24 protein-coding genes and 1 rRNA gene are annotated in these 22,421 nt (G+C 49.7%); 14 read left to right on the top strand and 11 right to left on the bottom strand.

Annotated features, from left to right (window positions below; genetic code table 11):
* Positions 1–11 precede the first annotated feature (11 nt).
* Both rrf and VHE34_RS01030 read left to right on the top strand, forming a co-directional pair.
* Positions 12–123: ribosomal RNA gene (rrf, locus tag VHE34_RS01025) — 5S ribosomal RNA — on the top strand.
* 82 nt (positions 124–205) lie between these two features.
* Positions 206–1,573, top strand: coding sequence for a DUF1080 domain-containing protein (locus VHE34_RS01030; RefSeq protein ID WP_325583648.1), 1,368 nt, complete (start codon positions 206–208; stop codon positions 1,571–1,573).
* On the opposite strand, the gene VHE34_RS01035 is transcribed toward VHE34_RS01030, so the two are convergent.
* From VHE34_RS01035 to rpsF, 5 genes are all read right to left on the bottom strand, one after another.
* Positions 1,570–2,901, bottom strand: coding sequence for a Gfo/Idh/MocA family oxidoreductase (locus tag VHE34_RS01035; protein ID WP_325583650.1), 1,332 nt, complete (start codon positions 2,899–2,901; stop codon positions 1,570–1,572). The genes VHE34_RS01030 and VHE34_RS01035 overlap by 4 nt on opposite strands.
* A gap of 72 nt (positions 2,902–2,973) precedes the next feature.
* Complete coding sequence (locus tag VHE34_RS01040) at positions 2,974–3,339, bottom strand: RNA-binding protein (RefSeq protein ID WP_325583652.1); 366 nt, start codon at positions 3,337–3,339, stop codon at positions 2,974–2,976.
* Between the two features lie 360 nt (positions 3,340–3,699).
* Positions 3,700–4,146, bottom strand: a complete 447-nt coding sequence (gene rplI / locus VHE34_RS01045) for a 50S ribosomal protein L9 (RefSeq protein WP_325583654.1) — start codon at positions 4,144–4,146, stop codon at positions 3,700–3,702.
* Between the two features lie 87 nt (positions 4,147–4,233).
* A complete protein-coding gene (gene rpsR, locus VHE34_RS01050) occupies positions 4,234–4,500 on the bottom strand; it encodes a 30S ribosomal protein S18 (protein ID WP_188937544.1) in 267 nt (88 codons plus the stop codon).
* Positions 4,501–4,503: 3 nt separating this feature from the next.
* On the bottom strand, positions 4,504–4,857 hold the full coding sequence (gene rpsF / locus VHE34_RS01055; RefSeq protein WP_325583658.1) for a 30S ribosomal protein S6: 354 nt from the start codon (positions 4,855–4,857) through the stop codon (positions 4,504–4,506).
* A gap of 173 nt (positions 4,858–5,030) precedes the next feature.
* Between rpsF and htpG the strand changes: the two genes are divergently transcribed.
* On the top strand, positions 5,031–6,881 hold the full coding sequence (htpG, locus tag VHE34_RS01060) for a molecular chaperone HtpG (protein ID WP_325583660.1): 1,851 nt from the start codon (positions 5,031–5,033) through the stop codon (positions 6,879–6,881).
* Here the strand turns inward: htpG and recJ are convergent.
* Both recJ and VHE34_RS01070 read right to left on the bottom strand, forming a co-directional pair.
* Positions 6,878–8,578: a single-stranded-DNA-specific exonuclease RecJ gene (recJ, locus tag VHE34_RS01065; protein WP_325583662.1), complete on the bottom strand. Its 1,701-nt coding sequence runs from the start codon at positions 8,576–8,578 to the stop codon at positions 6,878–6,880. The genes htpG and recJ overlap by 4 nt on opposite strands.
* A gap of 5 nt (positions 8,579–8,583) precedes the next feature.
* Positions 8,584–9,546, bottom strand: a complete 963-nt coding sequence (locus tag VHE34_RS01070; protein ID WP_325583664.1) for a polyprenyl synthetase family protein — start codon at positions 9,544–9,546, stop codon at positions 8,584–8,586.
* A gap of 197 nt (positions 9,547–9,743) precedes the next feature.
* On the opposite strand from VHE34_RS01070, the gene VHE34_RS01075 reads away from it, so the two are divergent.
* From VHE34_RS01075 to VHE34_RS01110, 8 genes are all read left to right on the top strand, one after another.
* A complete protein-coding gene (locus VHE34_RS01075) occupies positions 9,744–11,420 on the top strand; it encodes an OmpA family protein (protein WP_325583666.1) in 1,677 nt (558 codons plus the stop codon).
* A 157-nt stretch (positions 11,421–11,577) separates the two neighbouring features.
* Complete coding sequence (locus VHE34_RS01080; protein ID WP_325583668.1) at positions 11,578–12,393, top strand: outer membrane protein assembly factor BamD; 816 nt, start codon at positions 11,578–11,580, stop codon at positions 12,391–12,393.
* Entirely contained in the window at positions 12,368–12,709 is a 342-nt protein-coding gene (locus VHE34_RS01085; RefSeq protein WP_422662668.1) for a DNA-directed RNA polymerase subunit omega, read from the top strand. Before VHE34_RS01080 ends, VHE34_RS01085 begins: the two co-directional genes overlap by 26 nt.
* Positions 12,710–12,780: 71 nt before the next feature.
* The gene (coaBC, locus tag VHE34_RS01090; RefSeq protein WP_325583672.1) at positions 12,781–13,992 is read left to right on the top strand and encodes a bifunctional phosphopantothenoylcysteine decarboxylase/phosphopantothenate--cysteine ligase CoaBC; all 1,212 of its coding nucleotides are present in this window, start codon (positions 12,781–12,783) and stop codon (positions 13,990–13,992) included.
* Positions 13,992–14,915 (top strand): DUF4835 family protein, encoded by a 924-nt coding sequence (locus tag VHE34_RS01095; RefSeq protein ID WP_325583674.1) that lies wholly within the window; start codon positions 13,992–13,994, stop codon positions 14,913–14,915. Before coaBC ends, VHE34_RS01095 begins: the two co-directional genes overlap by 1 nt.
* Positions 14,912–15,427 carry a DUF4296 domain-containing protein gene (locus VHE34_RS01100; RefSeq protein ID WP_325583676.1) on the top strand — a complete coding sequence of 172 codons (516 nt, stop codon included), beginning with the start codon at positions 14,912–14,914 and terminating at the stop codon, positions 15,425–15,427. The genes VHE34_RS01095 and VHE34_RS01100 overlap by 4 nt, the downstream gene beginning before the upstream one ends.
* Positions 15,428–15,468: 41 nt before the next feature.
* On the top strand, positions 15,469–16,176 hold the full coding sequence (locus VHE34_RS01105) for a CoA transferase subunit A (RefSeq protein WP_325583678.1): 708 nt from the start codon (positions 15,469–15,471) through the stop codon (positions 16,174–16,176).
* Positions 16,177–16,199: 23 nt separating this feature from the next.
* Complete coding sequence (locus VHE34_RS01110) at positions 16,200–16,856, top strand: 3-oxoacid CoA-transferase subunit B (protein ID WP_325583680.1); 657 nt, start codon at positions 16,200–16,202, stop codon at positions 16,854–16,856.
* Here the strand turns inward: VHE34_RS01110 and VHE34_RS01115 are convergent, their stop codons facing one another.
* From VHE34_RS01115 to VHE34_RS01130, 4 genes are all read right to left on the bottom strand, one after another.
* Positions 16,857–17,507, bottom strand: a complete 651-nt coding sequence (locus tag VHE34_RS01115; RefSeq protein ID WP_325583682.1) for a response regulator transcription factor — start codon at positions 17,505–17,507, stop codon at positions 16,857–16,859.
* Between the two features lie 42 nt (positions 17,508–17,549).
* Positions 17,550–18,392, bottom strand: a complete 843-nt coding sequence (locus tag VHE34_RS01120; RefSeq protein ID WP_325583684.1) for a sensor histidine kinase — start codon at positions 18,390–18,392, stop codon at positions 17,550–17,552.
* A 74-nt stretch (positions 18,393–18,466) separates the two neighbouring features.
* Positions 18,467–19,102: a hypothetical protein gene (locus VHE34_RS01125; protein ID WP_325583686.1), complete on the bottom strand. Its 636-nt coding sequence runs from the start codon at positions 19,100–19,102 to the stop codon at positions 18,467–18,469.
* Positions 19,103–19,256: 154 nt separating this feature from the next.
* Positions 19,257–19,610, bottom strand: coding sequence for a hypothetical protein (locus VHE34_RS01130; protein ID WP_325583688.1), 354 nt, complete (start codon positions 19,608–19,610; stop codon positions 19,257–19,259).
* Between the two features lie 701 nt (positions 19,611–20,311).
* On the opposite strand from VHE34_RS01130, the gene VHE34_RS01135 reads away from it, so the two are divergent.
* The 3 genes from VHE34_RS01135 to VHE34_RS01145 all read left to right on the top strand — a co-directional run bounded on the left by VHE34_RS01135 (position 20,312) and on the right by VHE34_RS01145 (position 22,421).
* Positions 20,312–20,971: a response regulator transcription factor gene (locus tag VHE34_RS01135; RefSeq protein WP_188937515.1), complete on the top strand. Its 660-nt coding sequence runs from the start codon at positions 20,312–20,314 to the stop codon at positions 20,969–20,971.
* A 148-nt stretch (positions 20,972–21,119) separates the two neighbouring features.
* Positions 21,120–21,389, top strand: a complete 270-nt coding sequence (locus VHE34_RS01140) for a hypothetical protein (protein ID WP_325583692.1) — start codon at positions 21,120–21,122, stop codon at positions 21,387–21,389.
* A 360-nt stretch (positions 21,390–21,749) separates the two neighbouring features.
* Positions 21,750–22,421 (top strand): response regulator transcription factor, encoded by a 672-nt coding sequence (locus VHE34_RS01145; RefSeq protein ID WP_325583694.1) that lies wholly within the window; start codon positions 21,750–21,752, stop codon positions 22,419–22,421.

Genomic DNA, 22,421 nt, shown 5'->3' on the forward strand with positions numbered 1-22,421 from the left:
CAGGAGCGTCTTATGGTGTTTTTGCCGAGGGTGTTCACCTCTTCCCATACCGAACAGAGAAGTTAAGCCCCTCATGGCCGATGGTACTGCACCACAATGCGGGAGAGTAGGTAGATGCCATATTCATTTAAAAGCCTCGTCTAACAAGACGAGGCTTTTTTATTTACTGCCATCCCTTAACTTTACCTTCGTAATCATCCCTCCAATGAAGAAACAATCCATCCTCACGCTTGCTGGTCTCCTTTTCGCTTCCTCTCTCCTCGCTCAATCCTGGACACCCCTCTTTGACGGCAAAAGCCTCAACGGCTGGAAAAGACTGGCCGGCACGGCGGAATATACCGTAGAAGACGGCGCCATTGTCGGCACCAACGTCCCTAACTCCGGTAACACCTTCCTCGTCACGGAAAAGACATACGGCAACTTCATCCTCGAGCTGGACGTAAAGATTATGGACACGACCAGCAACTCCGGCGTACAGGTACGTAGCCACTACGACCCCGCAGGCCATCAGGGCAAGGGCCTCGTATACGGCTGCCAGTACGAAATAGACCCTTCTGCCCGTCGCTGGTCAGGCGGTATCTATGACGAAGGACGCAGGGACTGGCTCTATCCCGGCTCCCTCAACCCTAAGGCACAGGACGCTTTTAAAGTCGGTGAATACAATCACATCCGCATCGAATGCATCGGCAACGAAATGAAGACCTGGGTCAACGACAAGGCCGTCGCCTACCTGGTGGACACCGTAGATCACAATGGATTTATCGGTCTCCAGGTCCATGCCGTAAGCAAACCCGGTCTGGCAGGAAGAAAAGTATATTTTAAGAACATACGCATTCAGACGGAAGGCCTTCAGTCCAAGGCCTTCCCTTCAGGCATCTATGTCGTCGACAATATCCCTAACCACCTTACTGCCTATGAGAAGAACAGCGGCTGGAAATTGCTGTTCGATGGTAAAAAGGCCGAGCAGTGGGTCGGCGCCTACAAGGACAAATTTCCCGACACCGGCTGGAAAGTGGCCGACGGAATGATCAGCGTACACGAAACGGCAGGAAAGGAAGGCGGGACCGGCGGCGATATCGTCACAAAGGATGTCTATAAAGCCTTTGACCTGTCCTTCGAATTCCTGCTGACACCCGGAGCCAACAGTGGAGTAAAATACTTTGTAAAGCTCGCCCCTGAAGAAAAAACGACCGGCTCCGCCATCGGCCTCGAATACCAGATCCTGGACGACACCTTGCACCCGGACGCGAAATTGGGCCGCGACGGCGACCGCACGCTCGCCTCCCTCTATGATCTCATCAAAGCCAATAAACAAAAGAGGTTTATCCATCCAATGGGACAATGGAATACCGGCAGGATCATCGTCTATCCCAACAACCATGTCGAACACTATCTCAATGGTGTGAAAGTGCTGGAGTACCAACGGGGATCACAAGCATACCGGAACCTCGTCGCGATCAGCAAATACAAGATCTGGCATAACTTCGGCGAAGCCGCCGAAGGCCATCTCCTCCTGCAGGACCATGGCAATGACGTCAGCTATCGAAGTATCAAAGTACGCCGGCTGAACTAAGCCACTACCGGCTCCCACCCGTGTTCATATTGGCGCCGCCAAAGGGCCATCGCTTCGGGATTGTTGAGGATGTGCCCATTAGCGGGGTCGCAATGAAAAGCGCCTAAGGTCCGCTGGGCGATGTTCGCCAGGTGACAAAGCAACACACTTTTAGCGCCTTCATCGACAGGCTGTGTGAGCGCAGCTTCTCCGCGTATGGCTTTGACGAAATTATCGAAGTGATAGAGGTCCATATTGCCGCTCGCAGCCACTGGATCGGTCGGATCGGCTACGACCTCTGACTTCACTTCTTTTACGAGCTTATTCTTGTCGTCAAATATTTTGTAGTCCCCACCTCCGAGGTTGACCAGGCTTCCTTTATCGCCATAGATGATAAAGCCGCGATCGCTGCCCTCGGTCGGAAAGTGATTGCAGCTGCGCCCTTCCCATGTGATGGTCTTACCCTCCGCAAACTCGAAGCTTGCGATCTGGGTGTCCGGCGTCTGCCAGTCATCTTTATATGCATAACGGCCGCCGGCCGAGACCACCTTGGTGGGATAATTTACACCCAGAAACCAGCGGCAGCAGTCAATCTCATGCGTCCCATTGTTACACGCCTCACCCGTCCCCCAATTCCAGAACCAATGCCAGTTGTAATGCACGAGATTGTCCTGGTATTGCTTTCGGGGGGCCGGCCCCTGCCATAGCTCGAAGTCGAGCGTCGACGGTACGGGCACCTTCTTTCCAACGCCGATGGATTTTCGATTGTTGGCATACCAGGCCTTTCCCAGGTACGCATTCCCAATAACCCCTTCCTTTACCTGGCGGACCGCGTCGATCAAAGATGGGAATGAACGGCGCTGGCTTCCCATCTGGATATGGCGCTTATACTTGACCAATGCTTTTGCCAACAATTCCCCTTCATAGGGATTGTGACCGCAAGGCTTCTCAACATATACATGCTTGCCGTTTGCGGCGCCAAGGATTGCCGCTGGGGCATGCCAGTGATCCGGCGCGGCTATCACCAGCCCATCGAAATCTTTTTGCTGAACAAGCTTACGGATATCGTGCACGACCGTTGGCTGTCTGGAAGCCGCCTTTAACGCTACTAATCCGTTCTGAATGGCCTTCTCCTCTACGTCACAGATATAAGCTACTTCGACATTCGGCAATTGAGAGAAAGACTTGGCGAGATAAGCCCCGCGGCTGTTGACCCCCATGACGGCCAGCAATACCCTATTGCTGGGTGCCATTTTGCCATAAATGGGAAAATTAAGAATGGTCACACCGGCAGTGGCGAGACCAGCCGTACGAACGAATTCACGGCGACTGATATTTTTACGCTGCATAGGAGCAATTTAAAATAAAAAATCCTTTCCACATGTAGAAAGGATTTTGAAATAGATGTATCGATGGAAAGATTAATAATCCCGGTTGTAACCACCACCGCCGCCGCGGTCATAGCCACCTTTTTTATAACCTCCGCCGCCACCGCCGCCGAAGCTTCTCTTCTTGTAACCGCCACCACCGCCGCTGCCGCCTTGTTGTTTAGGCTGCGATTCGTTGACGATGATCTTGCGGCCCATTACTTCCTGGTCGTAGAGATTGGTGATGGCTTGCTGAGCTTCGCCATCGTCTTCCATCTCGACAAACCCGAAGCCTTTGCTGCGACCGGAGACCTTGTCTTTTACGATCTTGGCAGAAGCGACTGTGCCGTGTTGTTCAAAAAGATTCCTAAGATCCTCATCGGTCATCTGCCAGGAGAGGTTGCCTACATAAATGTTCATTGTACAAAAAATTAAAAAAATGAAAAAAACTACTCTACCTACTGTTAGACTATAATGACTGAGGAATCTCGCTGAATAGAAAGTTACGACAGCCGAATGACAACACTAAATAATAGAGCTATTGTAAAGATAGCAATTTTTATTACTTGTTAAAATTTTGGCTGAATTCCCGGAAATTTAGTATTGGTCAGGTTTTTAGCGGATTTCATAGGCTACAAAAAGCAATTTTGTACATAATTGATTGGAGATTCTTTAACATAATAGCAGGAAATGTGGGCGCACAAATAAAAAAGCCCACGATTTATTCGTGGGCTTTCAAACAATCAGCTATTTTGTTAGCAGGATTTTAGCAAATTGCCATTATTCTGCCGTGACTTCGAACTCTACCTCGGTTTCATTGCTGTTACCAAAATCGACCTTTGCCTTGTAAGTACCCAATTCCTTGACCTCATCAAGGATATGGATCCTGCGGCGATCGATTTCGTAGCCTTTCTGGTCGCGGATAGCGCGGGCCAACTGCACAGAAGTGACGCTCCCGAAGATCTTGCCGCTGGTACCGGTTTTGGCGCCGACCTTTACAGGAGAAGCCTTCAGTACCTCGATAACCTTGTTCACCTCCGCCATCATCTTGGCTTCCTTCTTCTGCTGCTGCTTCATCCGTTCTTCCAGCTGTTTTAGGTTGGAAGGGTTGGCTTCTACGGCTAACTTTCGGGGGATCAGAAAGTTACGAGCATACCCATTCTTCACATTCACCTTTTCGTGCGCAGAACCGAGATTGTCTACGTCTTGGATCAAAATGACTTCCATTATTCTGTTTTTGTTCACCGTTTTCCCAATCCAGCCTTCGCAAAGTGAAGGCGGACTGTTTCCGCAATATCGCGGATTAGGGTGAGGTTACTTTAAAAGGTCTGTTACGTACGGCAATAATGCCATCTGACGGGCTTTCTTCACTGCATCCGATACTTTCCGCTGATATTTCAGGGAGTTGCCCGTGATGCGGCGGGGTAACAGCTTACCCTGCTCATTCAGGAATTTCTTGAGGAACTCGGCATCTTTATAGTCGATGTACTTGATACCGTATTTCTTGAAACGGCAGAACTTCTTTGCACGCTTCTCGGGCTTTATCGCCGTCAGATACTTGATCTCATTCGCTTTTGCCATGGTTTATGCCCCGACTTTTTCAGTTCCTGTAGGTACACCACTTCTCTTTTTGGCATTGTACTCGACGGCGTATTTATCGAGCTTGGTCGCCATGAAACGTAACACGGTTTCGTCGCGGAGAATCTGGATCTTCAGCTTCTCATTGAAGTCGGATGGCGCATTGTACTCCATAACCCAGTATAAACCAGTGGTTTTTTTCTGGATGGGATACGCCAGTGATTTCAGGCCCCAGGCATTTTCATGCACTACTTCTCCGCCATTTTCTTTGACGAACGAAGCGTACTTCTTCTGAGCGGCTTTATAGTCCTCCTCAGAGAGTACAGGGGTAAAAATCACCATCAATTCGTAATTGTTCATGTCTGTTTTGATGATTATTGTTTCGTAAAATCCGTCTCCCAAAAGAGTGAAACGGGCTGCAAAACTACGGTTTTTGAGCTAATCCAGCAAACAAATCGTTTCTTGACAGTGTGTCAGCCCGGCGACAATGGCATTTTCTTTGATTTGGGCCCTAGGCCATAAATCAACATACTATGCAAAAAGGAAATATCCGGGTTCAGACCGAGAACATCTTTCCCATCATTAAGAAGTTCCTTTACAGTGATCATGACATTTTCATCCGCGAGCTGGTCAGTAACGCGGTCGATGCCTCCCAAAAGCTGAAGACCTTATCCTCTCTTGGTGAGGCAAAGGGGGACTTGGGGGAGTTAAGTATTGATATTCAGTTAGATAAAGAAGGCAAAACGATCACCATCTCCGACAAAGGGATCGGCATGACGGGCGAAGAAGTGGATAAATACCTCAACCAGGTTGCCTTTAGCGGCGCGGAAGAGTTTCTGAAGAAATACAAAGGACAAAACGAAGCCAATATCATTGGCCATTTTGGCTTGGGCTTCTATTCTGCCTTTATGGTCAGCGAACGGGTAGATGTCATCAGCAAAAGCTACCGGGAAGGGGCCCCGGCCGTCAAATGGGAATGTGATGGCAGCCCCGAATATACCCTTGAAGAAGTGGAAAAGGCGGATCGCGGTACGGATATCGTCCTGCATATCAATGAAGAAAGCGCAGAATTCCTGGATGCTGCGCGCATCCGGACCATTCTTAAAAAGTTCTGCCGGTTCCTCCCCGTTCCCATCCGGTTCGAAGGCGAGCAGATCAATAACACTCACCCTGCCTGGACAAAAAAGCCCAATGAGCTGACTCCCCAGGACTACCAGGACTTTTATAAGGAACTCTATCCATACAGCGAAGCGCCCTTGTTCTGGATCCACCTGAACGTGGACTATCCATTTAACCTGACGGGTATTCTCTATTTCCCCAAGATCAAGCAGAGCTATGAGATCCAGAAAGACAAGATCCAGCTGTACAGCAACCAGGTGTTCGTTACGGACGAAGTGAGCGATATCGTCCCCGAGTTCCTGATGCTGCTCCATGGGGTCATCGATAGCCCGGATATCCCTCTGAACGTAAGCCGGAGCTATCTTCAGGGCGATCCGAATGTCAAAAAGATCAACAACCATATTACCAGGAAGGTCGCCGACAAATTGGAGGAAATATTTACGAAAGAGAGAAAAGAATTTGAGGAGAAATGGGAGAGCCTCGGACTGTTTGTCAAATACGGGATGATGACCGATGACAAATTCCTGGATAAGGCAGCGAAGTTCCATATCATGGAAGACGCAAAAGGGGGGGCGTTCTATACGCTGGAAGAATACCGGACGGCTACCGAAGCGCTGCAAAAGAACAAGGAAGGCCAATTGGTCATCCTCTATACGACCAACCCTGTGCAACAGGACAGCTATATCCAGCAGGCCCAGGCAAAAGGATATATAGTCGTCAAACTGGAGACGATCGTCGATGCCGCCTTCATCAACCAGATGGAGACAAAATGGGAAAAAGTTCATTTCACCCGTGTCGATGCGGATATCGTCGATAATCTTATCGACAAAGCTGAAACGACCGGCAGCGTGTTGACCAATGACGAAGAATCCACCTTAAAGGAATTATTCGGCAGGCAGATCCCTGAACTGCACGTGACGGTAGAGGTGAAGGGATTGAGCCAGGAGGCGCCTCCCGTCGTCGCTACCCGGCCGGAATTCATGCGCCGCATGAAAGATATGGCGGCCATGAACGGCCCGATGGGCGGGTTCTATGCGAATATGCCCGATGAAGTGACGCTGACGGTTAACGGTAATCATCCCATTTACCAGCACATCCTGAAAGAAGGCGACCGGGAAAAGCAGGAAAAGCTGGTTCACAACCTGTCGGACCTCGCGCTGCTGTCGCAGGGGCTGCTGAAAGGGAATAATCTAACCAGCTTTATCCAGCGCAGCGTCGAATTGATGGGTGGGGAGGCAAAACCGAAGATCATCCTCGAAGCCTAGGCAGACGGCGCGAAGTCGATGACTTTTAGCTGTAAAGACCTGATATTATTCCACTCGTTCTCCTCCAGCGTGAATACCACATCAACCGGTGCTCCCGCCTGGAGGAGAGCGAATTTTGAGGCCAGCCCGAACCCGATCCCGTCGGCCGTGGACTGGCCTTGCTGAAGACAGAAGCGGATGTGCTGTTCCTTTACGATCCGCGATCCCTTGTCCATCAACCGCCGCGCTATGAACACAGGCTGGGTGTTACCGGGACCGAATGGCTGCATCTGTTCGAGGATGTTAAAAAATCCAGGCTTTATCGCGTCGAGCGGGAGCTCGGCATCGATGATCAGCTCGGGTATCAATGAGTGCGGCTGGATGGTGTTGGCGACTACTTCTTCAAATTTGAGAATAAAAGCGTCCACCCGGTCAGGCTGGAGTGTTACGCCAGCCGCGGCAAAATGACCCCCATATCCCAACAGGTGTTCGCGGCAGGCATGAATAGCCTCATAAACATTGAACCCATTTACACTCCTGGCGCTGCCGGCGATGACCTCGCCACTGCGGGTAAGCACGATAGTCGGGCGATAATACCGCTCGATAAGCCGGGATGCGACAATGCCTACGACACCCTTATGCCAATGCGGCTGAAACAGAACGGTGGACCTCCTGCCGGCATAAGCCTCGTCGTTTTCAAGAATGGCCAGCGCTTCGCCGGTTATGTTGTAATCGGTCTCCTTTCGTTCGCTGTTATCCGCATGAAGCAGTGCTGCATAGGAGACTGCCTCCTGTAGGCTGGCTGCGGTGAAGAGATGGACCACTTTCCTGGCATCGTCCATCCTGCCGGCGGCATTTACCCGCGGGGCGATCATGAATACCAGGTTGATCATCTTCAGTTCCCTTTGGAGGCCGCTAAGCTGGATCAAGGCCTTGATCCCATTGTTGGGATCCTCGTTCACCTTTTTCAACCCAAAATAGGAAAGGACCCTGTTCTCCCCATCCACGGAAACGATATCCGCGGCGATGGCCGTAGCTACGAGGTCGAGGTATTGTAAGGCCTCCCCCTCGCCAAGACCCAGCCGGCCGGCCAGGGCCGTGATCAGCTTGAATCCAACCCCACAGCCGCACAACTCTTTATAAGGGTAGGTGCAGCCGGGTTGTTTGGGATTGAGGATGGCAACGGCGGGCGGCAGTTCCTCGTCGGGCAGGTGGTGGTCGCAAACGATGAAATCGATCCCCAACCCGGCGGCATAGGTGATCAGATCGACCGATTTGATGCCACAGTCCAATGAAATGATCAGGTTAAAGCCATTGGCGTGAGCGTGGTCGATACCCTGGCGGGAGACGCCATATCCTTCCCGGTAACGGTGCGGAATGTAAAAATCGATCGTGTCGGGAGGACAGAATTTCCTCAGGAATTGAAAAACACAGGCGACAGCCGTCGTGCCGTCAACATCATAATCCCCGAATACCAGGATCTTCTCTCCCCGGTTACGGGCCGTAAGTATCCGATCGACAGCCTTGTCCATGTCTTTCATCAACCAGGGATCATGCAGATCGGTCAGCTGTGGACGGAAGAAGCTTCGCGCCTGCTCAAAGGTCCGGATGCCCCGCTGTACAAGGATGCGGCAGAGAACCTCGTTGATCCCGAGCGCGGTCTGCAGGTCGCGCACCCCGTCGGCATCCCCTTGCAATATGTTCCAGCGTTTTTCCATCCGGTTCAGTATTTTCTGTCCGTGGTGTAACGGACCAGTTCCTCGAGCCCCTTACGGGCATCGCTATCTTCGAATTCGTGGAGAATGGCAAGCGCCTCGTCCCGGTAGGCATACATGCGGCCGGTGGCATAATCGATCCCGCCCGCCTCGCTTACTTTGTTTATGACGTACTGCACCTTCCCCGCGTCCCTGTTCCGGTTCTTGATGATAAAGATCAGCTCCCGGCGCGTAGCCTTGTCCAGCTTGTTCAGGGCATAGATGAGCGGCAGCGTCAGTTTCTTCTCTTTGATATCATTGCCGGTCGGCTTCCCCACATTCTCCGACCCATAGTCGAAGAGATCATCCTTTATCTGGAATGCGATGCCCACCTTCTCGCCGAACAGCCGCATCTTCTCAGTCATTTCCTCATCGCGGGAAGATGCATAGGCCCCTGCGGCGCAGGAAGAGGCAAGGAGGGAGGCGGTCTTGTTCCGGATGATCTCGAAATAAACGGCTTCACTAAGGTTGAGCGATCGGGATTTTTCTATTTGCAGCAACTCTCCCTCGCTCATTTTCTGCACGGCGTCCGAAAGCAATTGCAACACCCGGAAATCGGAGTTGTCCAGCGACAGCTTCAGTCCCTTCGAAAGCAGGTAATCTCCGACGAGAACGGATATCTTGGTTTTCCATAACGCATATGTCGAAAAAAAACCTCTTCTTTCCAACGACTCATCCACCACATCGTCATGCACAAGCGTTGCAGTATGCAGCAGTTCGACAAGTGAGGCTGCCCGATAGGCCGAATCGGTAACGGGGCCGCATAGCTTAGCCGAAAGCAGCACGAACATCGGTCTCAGCTGTTTTCCTTTCCGGTTGACGATGAATTGCATGATCCTGTCCAGCAACGGGGTCTGGCTCTTCACCGCCTCCTTGAACGTTTTGTCGAAAACTTCAAGCTCTTCGCGCAGTATGGCTTGTGCTATCTTCATGGACCGGCAATATTACTACTTTGAAAATATTTTCAGGTGAATGCATCGGATTTTAAATTTAGGATGTCTAACGGTGGTTTCAATACAACTTTAATTTTATATGTATTGTTAAAAAAATTTGGTTATTGCCCATCAATATTTATTTTTGCACAATATTCTACTCAGGTTTAATTCATTCATTCACATAAACTTCAGTTATGGCAAGTAAAAAATGGACTCTTTTATTTGGGTTCCTCTGCCTGTTTATGTCGTACGCAGAAGCTCAGATGGTGGGCAGCAGCTATGATATTCGGGACTCTTCTCTCATTCCTACTAAACGCCTCGCGCAGCACAATGAATTCTTGAATAATGCTTATCCTTTTCCGGCTAAGCCTAGGAATGAATGGGAGATCGGAGTAAAAGGAGGGTACACCAGCGGGTTTACTTCCGTCACTAACTGGGGGCCCACCGGCGGATTCGGTTTTCACGTCCGGAAAGCACTGGGTTATGTGGTTTCTCTGAGAGCAGAATATGACTGGATCCGCCTGAGAGGGCTGAACTACCAGTATAGTCAATCCTACGGTCGTAACCTCTCGCTGACGCAACAGAACCTGTATCCGAACACCACCGGTACCTTCGCGCCAATCTTCTATAACTATCGTTCGACCATCCATGAATTGACCTTCCAGGCACTATTCTCCTTCAACAATATCAATTTTCACAAGGCAAAAAGCTGGTGGAACGCCTATTTGTTCATTGGCGGCGGTCCGATGACCTATGGTACGCTGTATAAGCAGGATGACAGCTATCTGCAAGGTTATCAGAACGTGATCAACCAGTTCCCGAACGAGGACTACAAGCACAAGGGGGATATCCGTAAGGCGCTCAAGAGCGTTCTGACCGGTAAGTGGAACCATATCGCCGAAAGGCCTTCTACTTCCGCTACACTGGGTGGCGTGCCGCTGACCTTTGTCGCCGTCACTGGTGTCGGTTTCGAATTCAAGCTTAGCCCCCGGGTCAATATCGCCATCGAGGATAAGTTTACCATCACTACATCCCAGCTGATCGACGGTCAGCAATGGCAAAACAACTACGAGCCGATCGCTCCCCAGGCTGTCGCCCAAACGACCTCCAAGGACCGCTATAACTTTGTTTCAGTCGGCATCAACTACAATATTTTTGCAAAGCATGCTGTTGAACCGCTCTGGTGGCTCAATCCCCTGGATTATGCTTACAACGAGATCAACCAGCCCCGCCATATGAAGCTGCCCAAGCCGGTGTTGGATGATACGGATGGTGACGGTGTCACCGACCAGTTCGACCTGGAACCCAATACGCCCAAAGGCGCCCCGGTCGACAGCCATGGTGTCAGCCGCGATACGGACGGCGACGGTGTTCCTGACTTCAAGGATAAGGAACTCATCACTCCGACCCAGTGCCAGCCCGTTGATGCGGATGGTGTTGGTAAGTGCCCTGATCCTCAATGCTGTAAAGATCTCCGTGCCTATATCGACTCCAACGGCGTAGGCATGGGCTCTAGGTGCCACATCGGCGATCTTCCCAGCATCACCTTCAAGGGCCGCTCGGTTTCCCTCACCAAGGATCACAAAGCCCTGCTGGCTACGGTAGCTTCGAAGATGCGCGAAAACCCCAACTGTAAGGTAGCCGTTATCGGTTATGGCGAATCCAGCAAGGCCGCACAGCAGCTCAGCTGGGACCGGGTTAACGCAGTCATCAACTACCTCGTTGAAAAAGAAGGTGTTAGCTCCGACCGGTTCATCTTCCGCTACGGCCAGAGCGGTGGCGAAGAAAGCACCATCGATCTGAAGGACGGCACCGGCGAAGAAGGTCCGAATACAGTACCTGCTCCGCACCCGAACCTTCGCAAACGCTAGATTTGCCCTTTCGGCAAGCCGCCGCCGGCGGTTCCCGACAATATTTCTTTATAAATAGTTAAGAGCGAGCCCCAAAGGCTCGCTCTTACCATTTCTCGTATATATTTGCCCATAAAGCGGCAAGAGCCGCTTAAAAACCTTAACTTTGCAGGCCTTTATGCGATTATTTACTGTTTTAATTTTAGGGCTATTCTTGTTCGCATCTTGCTCTCACTTTTCTCAGGTGATGAAAAGCAATGACTACGATTACAAGTTGAGAGTGGCGGACAAGTATTATGCAGATAAGGATTATGGCCATGCCCAGCAACTGTTCGAAGAGCTTTTCCGTATCTTCAAGGGCAGCGAGCATTTTGAGGACATTTATTACAAGTTCGCATATTGCGCTTATTATCTGAGGGATTACGCAAATGCCGAGAACCTTTTCAAGGGATTTGTAGAGAACTTTCCCAATAGCAATAAGGCCGAAGAAATGGACTATATGCGGGCCTACACTTTTTATAAGCAGTCGCCAAAGGTAGACCTGGATCAAACCAATACGACCAAGACCATCGGCTTTATGCAGGCATTTATCAATACCCACCCGGGTTCCGATAAGATCAAGGAGGCGACAACAATTATCGATAAATGCCGTGCGAAGCTGGAACTCAAAGATTACAAGAACGCCCAGCTGTACTATGACCTGGCGTATTACAAGGCTGCCGGTACAGCGCTGACCAGCCTGATGAACAGCTATCCGGACTCTGAGAAGAGCGATGAATATAAGTATTTGATAATCAAATCTGATTATCAATATGCACTCCAAAGTGTCGAAGAGAAGAAAGGCGAGCGATTTGAGACCGTCGTTACACAATGCAACGAGTTCATCGATCGTTTTCCCGAAAGCAGACTGAATAAGAGTGTTCAGGAATACCTGACCATCTCCCAGAATAACATTAAATCGCTAAAAAATGAGCAGGTTAAGAAGGCAAGTTAATGCAAACACTACCAATGTAGTGGAAACCAAGAACCTTACCGATATCAAGGCGAAGACCGGGAATCTGTACGAGTCTATTGCCATTATCGCGAAAAGGGCTAACCAGATCAACATCTCCCTTAAAGAGGAGCTGCACAACAAACTGGAGGAGTTTGCCAGCCATACCGATAGCCTCGAGGAGATCCACGAGAACAAAGAGCAGATCGAGATATCCAAGGCCTACGAGCGGATGCCCAATCCCGCCTTGCTGGCGACCCAGGAGTTTATGGATGAGAAGATTTATTATCGCCGCAACGACGACGATCTCTTTAAATAATTGCGCTTCGCAAGTGTAAGAGGGCGCCTATGGCGCCCTCTTGTCATTACCGGAGCCGATAAGCGCATCGTATGCTACAGGGCAAAAAGATCTTACTCGGTGTAACGGGCAGCATCGCCGCCTATAAATCCCTTTTGCTCGTCCGGTTGCTGGTTAGGGAAGGAGCGGCCGTACGCGTGATCCAAACTCCGGCTTCCCGGGATTTCGTTACCCCCCTTTCCCTGGCAACTCTTTCGAAAAATCCCGTTCATTCCGATCTCTTCGCTGGCGACACCTGGGCCAATCATGTAGAGCTTGGCAGGTGGGCCGATGTCTTTGTCATTGCACCGCTCAGCTGCAACACATTGGCTAAAATGGCCAATGGACTTTGTGACAATCTGCTGCTGGCTACCTATCTGTCGGCCATCTGCCCCGTATTGGCTGCCCCTGCCATGGATGAAGATATGTGGCGGCATCGGGCCACCCAGGACAACCTGCAACGGATCAGGGGATTTGGCAACCAGGTCATCCCCGTTGAAAAAGGTGAGCTCGCGAGCGGACTGTTTGGCGATGGCCGCATGGCTGAACCCGAGACGATCGTTGAATTCATCCGGTCAATCCTTCTTGAAAGGAAGGACGAGCTCGCCGGTCGAAAAGCTCTCGTGACGGCCGGACCGACTTACGAGGCAATCGATCCCGTCCGGTTCATCGGAAATCATTCCTCCGGCAAGATGGGGATCGCCATCGCCGAAGAATTAGCCGCTCGTGGTGCACAGGTGCATCTTGTCCTGGGGCCATCCTCCCTGGCCGTTGAAGGCGATGGGATCACGCTGCACCGGGTCACCTCGGCCGAGGAGATGCACCGGGTAGCCCTCGCGGAATTTGCCGCCGCCGATATTGCCATACTGGCCGCCGCCGTGGCCGATTACAAACCCGTGGAAAGGGCGCCTGAAAAGATCAAGAAAAAGGACGGGAACCTGGTGCTGGAACTGACAAGGACACCCGATATCCTCAGGACTCTCGGCGGGTTGAAAAAGCCTGGCCAGACCCTGGTCGGATTTGCCCTTGAAACGACAGATGGCCGGTCATATGCACTGGACAAGCTTCGGTCCAAAAATGCCGATTGGATCGTGCTCAACACACTGAGTGACAACGGCGCCGGCTTCGGTTTCGACACCAATAAGATCACTATTTTTGGGAACGACGGTTCCGAGCTGGCTTTTGAGAAAAAGCCCAAGCAACAAGTGGCTAAAGATATCGTTGATACTGTAATTGGACGGAATCCATTTGTAAAAAGGTTGTAATGCGTAAAAGCTATTTTCTGATCCTACTCCTGTTCGGCGCTCTGTCGTCCCGTCTCCGCGCCCAGGAATTGCAGGCCAATGTCGCAGTCGTGGCAAACAGGATCCCTTCCACGGTCGATCACAAACAGTTTCAGACGCTGCAGGCTTCCCTGTATGATTTCATCACGAACCGCAGATGGTCGAACGAGACCTTTCAAAATAACGAGAAGATCGTCTGTAATTTTCTTATCGATATCAGCAGCGCCGGGTCGAACAATACCTTCCAGGCCGTTCTTACTGTCCAGGCCGGCCGGCCGGTATATAACTCGAGTTATCAGAGTCCACTGATAAATTTCCGGGATGAAAATTTCAGTTTCCGGTATGTGGAGTATCAGCAACTGGACTTCAATGAGAACCGGGTGCAGGGATCCGAACCATTCACCGCCAATCTCACGGCAGAGGTCGCCTATTATATCTATATTATTCTGGGGCTTGATTTTGACACCTTCTCCCTACGGGGCGGCGATCCCTATTTTCAGAAAGCACTCAATATTGTAAACAACGCGCCCGACAGCCGGGATATCAATGGTTGGAAGGCCTTTGACGGTACCCGTAACCGGTATTGGCTGATTGAGAATCTTACGAACAGCAAGTATACCCTGGTACATGACGCATATTACAGCTATTTCCGGTCGGGCCTCGATCAGATGTATGATAAGGAAGCCGACGCTCGCGCGGGGATCCTCAATGCGCTGAACATGCTCAATACCGTCAATACGGAAACGCCCAATACAATGATCATCCAGTTCTTTTTCCAGGGGAAGGGGACCGAACTGTCCAAGGTGTTTCAGAAGGCGGCCCCTGACGAGAAATCCCGGGCGCTGGACCTTCTTATGCGGCTGGATGTCTCCAATGCAAACAAATACAAACAGGAACTGCAATGACCAGAGTGGGGTGCATGCTGATCGTTTTAATGCTGGCAGGCATAGGTTGTTCGGATAAGGATAGCGTGCCTTCCGGCGTTTTAGCCAGGGAAGACATGCAAAACGTCCTTTGGGACATGATCCAGGCCGACCAGTATTCTACCTATCTCGCAAAGGATTCCGGCCGGATCAATGTCAAGCTGGAAAATATGCGCCTGTATGATCAGGTGTTTCAGCTGCACCATGTTACCCGGGAGAAGTTCACGAAAAGTTATAAGTATTATATGGCCCATCCTGAACTTACGCAGGCCCTTATGGACAGTCTGCTCTCGATGGGCAACCGGCTGCGTAGCGAGAGCTATAACCGTCCCATCAACCGGCCGGTCAGCACTCCGCCTCTGACCATCGTTCCTCCACAGGCGACACCGGCAACAAAGACTCCGCCTCAAAAGCCCACTGCGCCGAGGTCTGCCGTTCAACGGGCCGCCGACTCCCTCCGCAAGCGACAGATGAAAAGGTTCGCAGCGCCGTAATGCAATCTAAATCGTACATTGAGTCTAAATTTGTCTTGCCGATGAAAAAACAAGTTTCCGGCGCCGATGACGCGATTCGCGATATCCCGGATGACGCCGTTATAATGTTGGGCGGATTTGGTCTTTGCGGCATCCCCGAAAATTGTATCGAAGCGCTCGGCCGCAGCGGGATCCGCCGTCTTACCTGTATCTCCAACAACGCCGGGGTCGACGATTTTGGCCTGGGCATCCTCCTGAGAACCCGTCAGATCAAAAAGATGATCAGCTCCTATGTCGGTGAGAATGCCGAGTTTGAACGGCAACTCCTGCAGGGGGAGCTGGAAGTGGACCTCGTTCCACAAGGCACCCTGGCAACCCGCATTCAGATGGCCGGGATGGGGATCCCCGCGTTCTTCACGCCCGCTGGATATGGTACGGAGATCGCCGTCGGTAAGGAGGTCAGGATATTTGATGGAAAGCCTCATTTAATGGAATATGCCCTTCACGCCGATTTCGCCATCGTCAAGGCCTGGAGAGGCGATACGATGGGTAACCTCGTATTTCGGAAGACGACGCGTAATTTTTCAACGTCAATGGCAAAAGCCGGCAATATCACTATCGCAGAGGTCGAGGAGCTGGTGCAGCCCGGCGAACTGGACCCTGACGAGATCCATGTCGCCGGCATCTATGTGCATCGCATTTTCCAGGGGTCGAACTACCAACGGCGCATCGAACGCAGGACGGTGCGACTTACTGATTCAAGATCATAATACAAACCAGGAAATCTCCCTATATGGCATTGGATAAATTCGGGATCGCAAAGCGGATCGCGCAGGAATTACGGGACGGAATGTATATCAACCTGGGGATCGGCATCCCTACGCTGGTCGCCAACTATATTCCGGAGGGTATCTCAATCATGCTTCAGTCAGAGAATGGAATGCTGGGAATGGGCCCTTATCCCACAGATGCGGAAATAGATGCCGATCTCATCAATGCGGGGAAGGAAACCGTTACGATTCTGCCGGGAGGCGCATTTTTCGACAGCGCTGAAAGCTTTGGTATGATCCGGGCCGGAAAAGTCGATCTGACCGTGCTCGGCGCGATGGAGGTCTCCGATACCGGGGATATTGCCAACTGGAAAATTCCCGGCAAGATGGTGAAGGGAATGGGCGGCGCTATGGACCTGGTGGCCAGCGCCCGCAATATTATCGTAGCCATGCAACACACCAACCCCAAAGGGGAGTCCAAGCTTCTCCCTGCCTGCACCCTGCCGCTTACAGGAGTGAACTGTGTCCGTCGTATCGTCTCTGACCTGGCGGTGCTCGACATCGGCCCCGGGGGTTTTATCCTCCTCGAGCGGGCGCCGGGGGTGACTGTGGAGGAGATCAGGAGCAAGACGGCAGGCCGGCTGGTAATACCCGGCGAAGTACCACAGATGGTAATTTAACTAATCAATGAGGTTATTCTTTACGGCAAAGAACACCAGCCCCGCAGTATTCTTCGCGCCAAACCGCTCCATGAGCCGATCTTTGATGGCCTCTACGGTGCGGGGGCTTACATCGATCTTTTGGGCGATCTCCTGGGCAGTGAATTCCATGCAGATGTAACGGACTACCTCCCGCTCCCGGTCGTTCAGCGTGATCTCCGTGTTGAGGCTGGGGATGGTCTTGGTGCGAACGTGGGATTTCTTCAGCAGAATGCGATTGACAAAATTGTTCAGGTAATAGCCCTTGGTCGCCACTTCAATAATGGCCCGTTTGATCTCCGAAGGATCCGCGCTCTTCAACAGGTATCCATTCGCCCCGATCTCCATCATATGACTTACAAAGCGTTCGTCTTCATACATCGTGAGGGCGATAATATGGATGGACGGGTATTGTTTTGCAATGATCTTGGTTGTCTCTATCCCATCTTTCTGCGGCATCCGGAGGTCCATCAGAACAACATCGGGTTCAGACGCAGCAAGTCCGTCCAGCAGTTCCTGTCCATTTTCGGCTTCCTGCACAAATTTGATGGCACTGTAAGGGCGCAAAGATAAAATGACACCCTTACGGAATATCTTGTGGTCATCGGCTATTGCAACTTTAATCACTCCCATAGGCTATTGTAGGACTCCGTCCCCTAAAGATACATATAAATTCTAATCCTGTTCCTGCAGCTTATCTTCCTCTTCCTTAACGAGTTCGATCGTAACCTTATAGTAGGTTTGAGACATATCCTTCTCGAAGAAGATCTTGCCGTGCAGGACTTTAAGCCGGCTCTGAATATTCTTCAGTCCTAGGCCCACATTACTTTTATTCAGTTTGTTGAAATCATTCTGCGTGATCCCCCTGCCGTCGTGATGCAGGCGTATAAAGAACTTATCGCCGCTTGTATTTTGCGTCAGGTGGATAAAGCTGGCGTTGCTGTGCTTCAGGATATTGTTCACCAGTTCCTGGATGACACGGAAGATAATGAGCTCGGTCTCGGCCTGCAGCCGTTCCCGGTAGTCATGAAAACGCGAGCTGGCATTCATGCTGCCCGAACCGCTGATCTTCTGGAAAAGGTCGTTGACGGCGGATTCCAGCCCGAAATTCTTCAGGGTAGGCGGCATCAGGCTGTGAGAGATATTGCGGATGAGCTGGATCGTATCGTCGATGATCTGTTTGGCGTTATAGATGCTTTGCAACTGCGTGGTTTTGTCCAGGTTGACAAGATTCTCATTGAGATACAGCCGGGCAGTGGCCAGGAGAGGACCGGCGTCATCATGGAGGTCGGCTGCGATCCGCTGCCGCTCCTCTTCCTGCAGGCGAATAGAGGCGTTGAGAAGGAGCTTTTGCTGATCCTGTTCCATCCGCTGCAGCTTTAACTGGTAGCGGATGACCTTTCGCTGATGGAAAATAATAAAGACGATCAGGCCAATAGTAAGCGCCAGCATTCCTATAGTGCCAAAAAACAGCACCAAGGATACGTTACCAGGGCTAGTGACTTCTAAGAGTATCATGAATTGCGTCGTCTCCGGGACAGTTGGTTAGGGGTTTAGTGTGTTTTTTCAGTTATTAATTTTATCGGGCGCGATCAAGCTTCAAAACCATCCACTGCATAGGGGTTCTTATAGCTCTTTTTCATTATAAACGAGACGCAGAAAAGGATATTCTTCAACAAATCAAAGAAATTATTGATCATCCAATAGTTGGAATGCTGTTGTTCCGAGAAAGAGCCAGCATAAATGAAAAGGAAAAGAGTCGATGAAAAGTAGAGGAAAAACGCAATTATGACCCAAAATTTCTTTGTATTGTACACAAAAACAATATTTGGGTCTTTGATCTGCTCGTATAATAATAAAATACAATATGATATAACCAACACCGCTTCGACGGATGTAGGAAGAGAATCGAACTCATGGGGAGCCTTGGTAGTAAAACTACCGATCGCAATTGCATAAAATACTACTGCGCCGATGATGGGAATGTACTTGAATTTCCGGTCGCGAAGCGAAGTATAAAAGAAGAAAGAAAAAAGGGAGAATTCTATGATCGTAAAACTTGAAAAAACAAGTTGTGTTTCCCAGATCGCATGCACCACCTCCGTCAACAAGGACAACACGCAATACAGGAATATTACCAGCAATCCCTCCCCCCTGTTTCGTTTGAGGAAAATGAGGTAGACGAAAATGGGTAAAAATTCGGAGAGGAGAGCTAAATCCCGGAGCAAAGCCTTGTTTTTTTATTCAAATATAAAAGGCATTGTCCTATAATCCAAGTAATATGTGCAATAAGGATTTGTATGGGAAATTACCCAATTACCCGAGGCTCTGAGAAACGAAAAGTGGTCTCTGAGACCACTTTTCGTTCAAGTTCGTTTTGAATTAGAAGGGCCATCTGATGCCGCCGATACGATCAGCAACGACGCCATCGGCTTCCACCAGTGCGCCGCTTGACATGACCACCGTAGTTTTTACGATATCCTGTCCTTCAGCATCCACACCTACATAAACCAGGGTCTTTTGGCCTTCTTCATTGAGACCATAGTAAAAACGCATCCCTACGCAACCCGGTTGAGCCAGGATCTGATCGATGATATTGCGACCTAAAGTATACCCACGAGCTTCCGTCGGATAAGTTTGCTCATAGGCTTTTACAAAATCAGCGGCGAGCTCATGGCTGATCGCTTCGCCAATAGCAGCATAGTCTTTTTTGGTAAGTAACTCTTTTTGCGACATACACGCGAGTTTTTAGAGGTTGTAAAATGTTAGTTTGTAAGGCTAAATAACCCCTAAAAAAAAAACTGGGCAACGGCCAAAATTTATGGTAAAATGGTTTAAATTGCCTGTAATTCAAGTCTGTATTGACTTTGACGGGATTTTACGAGGAAGGTTACGAGGGTAAAATAGAGTACTTTCACGCATAAAATATAGTATTTTTACTATCTTAATTCTCGTAAAAGACCCTTCGGGAAATTACTAGTTCTTAAAGATATTCACAAGTGCGCAGATAGTGTGGATAACCCAGTATGATAAGATGAACGAGGACCCGGATCAAGGGTACGTAATTAAATTCCTGATTTTTCGTTTTTTGGTTAACCGGAAATTAAAGGTAAATTCATTACCAATAGAGGGGAGGTATCGACTCGAAGGGAGAGAAGTTGACTGAATCCGGATCTACCTGTTTGGTTTTAAAGGATATTGAAATCTTTTACTGGACGGTAAACGGGACATTATGGATGGTTTGAGGTTCGATCCTCTCAGTCAACTTCCATTACAAATGTAGCTCCTCCGATTCGGCCCGGCAAGAGAAGAAACGCCCGATTTAAGAAATGCGGAAATTACTTTTTTAATCGTAAATATTCTAAGGAGATCCACCAATCCTGGCATCATTAACCCAAATCACGACCTATACCTATTAATTCTACAAACCTGCCGGTATGACTGCTGAACTAGTAATCAAAGTATCGATCGCTGATGATCACAAGATCTTCCGCGACGGTATTAAAATGGCTCTGAAGAACAAGGAATATCTGAGAATCTTGTGGGAAGCGGAAGACGGCAAGGACCTGGTACACAAAATGCAGATCAAACGGCCCGATGTACTGCTGATGGATATCCGGATGCCGGAGGTGGACGGTATCAACGCAATAGGCCTGCTCCGGAAAGAATACGAAGACGTCAAGATCATCGTCCTGACCATGTACGATGACCAGGAAATGATCTCCAAAATGATGGAAATGGGGGCAAACGCATACCTGACCAAAACGACAGACCCCGACGAGATCTACCAGGCCATCCTTACCTGCATGAACGATGACTTCTACTTCAACGACCTGGTCAATAAGGCCGTTCTCTCCAAACTGCAGACCAAACGACAGGTAAGACAATTCTATCCCAGTCCCATTAAATTCTCCGAAAAAGAGATCCGCATCCTCAAACTCCTGGCTGAAGACAAAACGACCGAAGAGATCTCAAAAGAGGTGTTCTTAAGCACGCGCACGATCGAAACCATCCGTCAGAACATGAAAACGAAGATCGGCGCCAAAACCATCGCCGGCCTCATCATGTATGCCATGCGCAACAAGATCATCGATTAGCATTTAATACTCAAGCGTTACGACGCCGCTTTGCCGGATCCGGCAGGCCGTAAGAGATCATTACTATCGAAGGGGAAAGCGGCCAGGGAACGGCATGGGGGACGCCGCTATCGTCTGGATGGGGGAGTACTAAATGAAAAAAGCTTCCATGTTCGATAACATAGAAGCTTTACAAACTTTACAAACCAGAGAAGATACCAAAACACTTACTGAAGCAGCAACGGCGCTGAATAGGACAAAAATTGATATTGGATGTGTTCAGACTGTGGCTTTCATAGGAACCGGAATCGGGTTTCTCAATTGGATGTTGGATCTTGGAAAGGTTTTTCGTTGTCTTGTGCGTTTTATAAGGATATCGAACGAATTTGAAAAAAAGTTGATTGACTATTGGATTTTGCCGGGTTTCATAGAATATTGAAAAAGGTTCTGGACGGTTTCTAGGACATTGGACGGTCTGAGGTTGCTAATCCCGTCAATCAACTGATACAAAAATAGCGTTGGCTGCAGAAGTAGGCAAGCGCAGAAACGCCCGATTTTAACTTTTCAGATTTTACGGCTCCCATAGTAAATTAACGATCTGGACCCTAGTATAAATTCCGCTTTTAAATCGGGAAAAAAGCACTTATCTTCGTAGTGATCGTATATTCCGAAAACAAGTTGTTACGTACTTTACCTATAGTAAGTATTGCATTTTTTGTGTCAATTTGCAGATATATGCGGCAGTCCGTCCAACTGCCTCAGAGGGGCCGAGCCCGCCTCATAACAAATTCTAAATCGTATGAAAAGACCCGAATTTAACCAGCCGATCAAGGTTGCTATTGCCGATGATCATGCTCTTTTCCGTGCCGGGGTCAAGACGGCCCTTGCTGTAAAAAAAGACGTCGAGCTGGTAGCGGAAGCCGATAACGGCATGCAGCTGCTGAACCTGTTGAAACATGTCGAGCCGGATGTCATTCTGCTTGATATTCAAATGCCTATAATGGATGGCATCCAGACCCTTCCGGAGATCCGCAAGGATCACCCCCATGTCAAGGTCATTATCCTTTCTATGCACAATGACCATTCGATGATCTCCAAACTAATGGAAATAGGGGCAAATTCCTATCTCACCAAGAATTCGGATTCCGAGACGATCTATCAGGCCATAAAAACCTGTTACGAGCAAGAATTCTTCTTTAATGAGTTGACTAACAAAGCCTTATTAACGGGCCTGCGAACCAAGCGGCCCGAGATCGGCGCCGTTCAGGATGTAAACCTCACCGAAAAGGAATTGACCGTATTGAAACTCATGTGCGAGGAGAAAACTACGAAGGAAATAGCCGATATCGTCGATATCAGCCCCCGCACCGTTGAAGCCATCAGGGACAAGTTAAAGACCAAGACCGGGGCAAAATCTATGGCCGGATTGGTCATGTACGCGGTCAAGAACGGCATCATCGAACAGCAATAA

It is taken from the genome of Puia sp., from assembly GCF_035546395.1.
GTDB lineage: Bacteria > Bacteroidota > Bacteroidia > Chitinophagales > Chitinophagaceae > Puia.